The sequence below is a fragment of the Daejeonella sp. genome (assembly GCF_044348475.1).
GTDB lineage: Bacteria > Bacteroidota > Bacteroidia > Sphingobacteriales > Sphingobacteriaceae > Daejeonella.
The window spans coordinates 1-2,976 of the sequence record NZ_JBIKSU010000158.1 but is presented as its reverse complement, the minus strand read 5'-3'; the positions used below and the strand labels follow the sequence as shown (position 1 = coordinate 2,976).

At 34.5% G+C, this 2,976-nt stretch carries 4 protein-coding genes; 1 reads left to right on the top strand and 3 read right to left on the bottom strand.

The genetic code is table 11. The annotated features are described in order from the left end of the window. The 3 genes from ACIQZ6_RS12635 to ACIQZ6_RS12625 all read right to left on the bottom strand — a co-directional run. Positions 1-237: SRPBCC domain-containing protein (locus ACIQZ6_RS12635; RefSeq protein WP_395811643.1), on the bottom strand; the 237-nt coding region annotated here is incomplete at its 3' end. Positions 238-645: 408 nt separating this feature from the next. Then, positions 646-825, bottom strand: coding sequence for a histone H1 (locus tag ACIQZ6_RS12630; RefSeq protein WP_395811641.1), 180 nt, complete (start codon positions 823-825; stop codon positions 646-648). A 223-nt stretch (positions 826-1,048) separates the two neighbouring features. Continuing rightward, positions 1,049-2,230: a cystathionine gamma-synthase family protein gene (locus ACIQZ6_RS12625; RefSeq protein WP_395811639.1), complete on the bottom strand. Its 1,182-nt coding sequence runs from the start codon at positions 2,228-2,230 to the stop codon at positions 1,049-1,051. Positions 2,231-2,617: 387 nt separating this feature from the next. Between ACIQZ6_RS12625 and ACIQZ6_RS12620 the strand changes: the two genes are divergently transcribed. Further along, positions 2,618-2,976: TolB family protein (locus tag ACIQZ6_RS12620; RefSeq protein ID WP_395811637.1), on the top strand; the 359-nt coding region annotated here is incomplete at its 3' end.

The following is a 2,976-nucleotide window of genomic DNA, read 5'->3' as shown; positions in this document are numbered from 1 at the left end:
CATTGACTCTTCAGGCTGATCACCAAAATACCATTGCTGAACTATTTTTTTGTTTTCTATAAATTCTATATTCTTTCCAACAATACTTTCATCCCAAAGAGAAAACTCTGAACCAGGATCTGTACTCATTATTGCTTCGGCACCAGTCCACAATGAAATGGTAAGGGGATTAGTTAATGCCAGATAAACTTCTTCAGGACTTGCCTGTATGAGATAATAATTTTTAAAATCTTTCATAATTCTGGCACAAATCTAACACAAATGGACGGATTATTCGATTAAATAAGATGATCAGCCAGGGCTAACACAAAAATTCTAATAACTATTAGGATGTTTGATACTGCAGATCTGGGCGCAAAAATATCGGCTTATACAAATTGGCAAAGGGAAGAATTTTAAAAGATCAACTAGATGTGAGGGAGCACACTAATGAAATGATGAAAACGTTAAAATGAAGGCACTATTTACTTCCCTAAAATAGGGATCAATGAAGGGCTAAAATTTAAATAAAATAGTAAACTTTTTATTCCCAGAAGAAGTATAATACTACGTACTACTTTGGCCTATTCAAGCCAGTATAAAACCCGAATAATTAAAAAGGCCTGCTAAGCAGGCCTTTTTAATTATTTTCAATAGCAGGTCTAATTATTTACCACTATTTTTCTTCTCAGTAACTTCATTTCTGATTTCCTGAGCTAAATTTTTTAAATCTTGCATTCCTTTACGAACTCTTGTTCCGGCTGCACTGTTTCCTGAATTGTAGAATTTGCTAGCGTCAACTTCAACTGAAGCAAACAGATCTTTCATTTTTGTAAATTTATCCATTGTTATTTTTTTTTAAGGTTAAACAAATCTAATTTAATTACATGTATTGACAAGTCCTTTTTAAATTATTTTTTATCAAATATTAATTAATAATTAATATTTGATCATTAAATGAAAATTTTATCGAAATTATTGTAAATTTTACTTTTTGACCATCTCCTGTCAATTAAAAATACCGCTCAAAAGAAAAATAAGTACACCTAGCTAGGCTATTTTTTAAGCCCTATATCTTCTTTAATCCATCTTCCAAATCCTGAAGGAGGTCATCAACAGATTCAATTCCTACTGAATAACGGATCAAACTTTCAGGTATACCCAAAATAGCACGTTGAGCCTCTGTTAATTCGACATGGCTTGTGGTACGAGGTGGGCCGGCAAGTGTACTGACCGAACCAAGGCTAGCAGCCAAATGCACCAGTTTTAAGGAAGGAAGGAACTTTTCAACCAAGTTGTATCCACCATCCAAAGCAAAACTTAACATACCCCCAAATCCACGCATTTGAGATTTAGCAATATCATGCCCAATATGCGTTTCAAGTCCAGGATAAAACACATCACGCACCTTAGAATGAGCCTTAAGATAGCTTGCAATTTTCATAGCTGATTCATTTTGTCGAGATACCCTCAATTCAAGAGTTTTCATACCCCTAGCAATCATATATGCAGGATCGGCCTGTAGGCTTGCACCATTAATCTCCCTAAAATGGAATACCTTCTGAACAAGTTCCTTATTTCCTGCTAATAAACCACCCATTGCATCTGAGTGACCACACAGATATTTAGTAGCACTATGCAGAACTAAGTCTGCACCTAAAGACAAGGGATTTTGATTTATTGGAGTAGCAAAAGTATTATCCACAACAACGATAGCTCCAACTTTCTTAGCTGCTAATGCAATACGTTTAATATCTACTATCTTAAGCGTAGGATTGGTTGGTGTTTCCAGGTAAACTAAATCGCAGCCTTTGGCAATTTCGATTTCCATTTCCTCATGATTTCCGGTTTCACAAAGCATTATTTCTACTTGATAATCAGGAAAAAAATCGAGAAATAATTTACTTGTGCCACCATAGGTATCCTTTACTGAAACAACTCTCTTTCCAGGCTTAAGGAATGTAAACAGGGTATTACTAATTGCTGCCATACCGGTAGCAAATGCTGTTGCTGCCTCAGCCCCTTCAAGTACTCTAATTTTTTCTTCCAAAGAGGCTACCGTTGGATTGGTATTACGGCTATAAATAAAACCATCCTCCTTTCCAACAGAGATATCATACCATTTATCAAGATCATTATAAGCAAATGCAACGCTATTTACGATTGGAGTTGTAACTGCTTCTTTAAAATAAGGATTATCTTCTCCGGCCCAAACGGCTTGAGTGGCTTTGTTATAATTTTTATTTTCCATAATTCAATTGTACCGATATTCAAAATTATTTCTGTTTAGTTAAAGCCAAACAGGAAAATATGCATAATTAATAAATGAAGATGCCTGTCTCGAGATTAATGATAGGTTTGAGCAAAACAACATGAACCATGAAATCTGGATCAATAATCTTTAAATCACCTCATCCATTTTCTATCTACATGCAGTGCAAATGTAAGGCATGAGTTTGCCTTTAGGCTCTTATTTATCAAAATAGCTGTAAAAATGTTGTAAAGAAAATAATAAAGCCTTGCATTTTGTGATAAAATATGATCTAAAAAATGTGTGAATTCCGTTAAGAGTTTTTAGTTTTAATAGTTTATTTTAGTGTAAACATATTCAACAAAACTCCATTATAAAATCATTTCTATGAAAAGAATTTCATTGATCGGCTTGTTAATCCTAGGGCTTAGCAGTGTCATTGCCCAAACAAAAAGTAACTGGTCGCCCACGCAAACCATTAAACATAAAGTAATCAGCACCGTTAGGGTTTCTCCAGATGGCAAGAAAGTGGTTTATGCTGTAAAAGAACTTAAAACAATTGAAGGTAAAAGCGATTTTATAAATCATCTTTTTATATCAGACAATACGAATACCATTCAGCTTACTCAGGGCGAAAAGAACAATATTAATCCCAAATGGAGCCCAGATGGAAAAAAGATCGCATTTATCAGCAATCGTGATGGAAAGAACAACCTATACTTCTTGAATTTAGGTGGAGGAGAAGC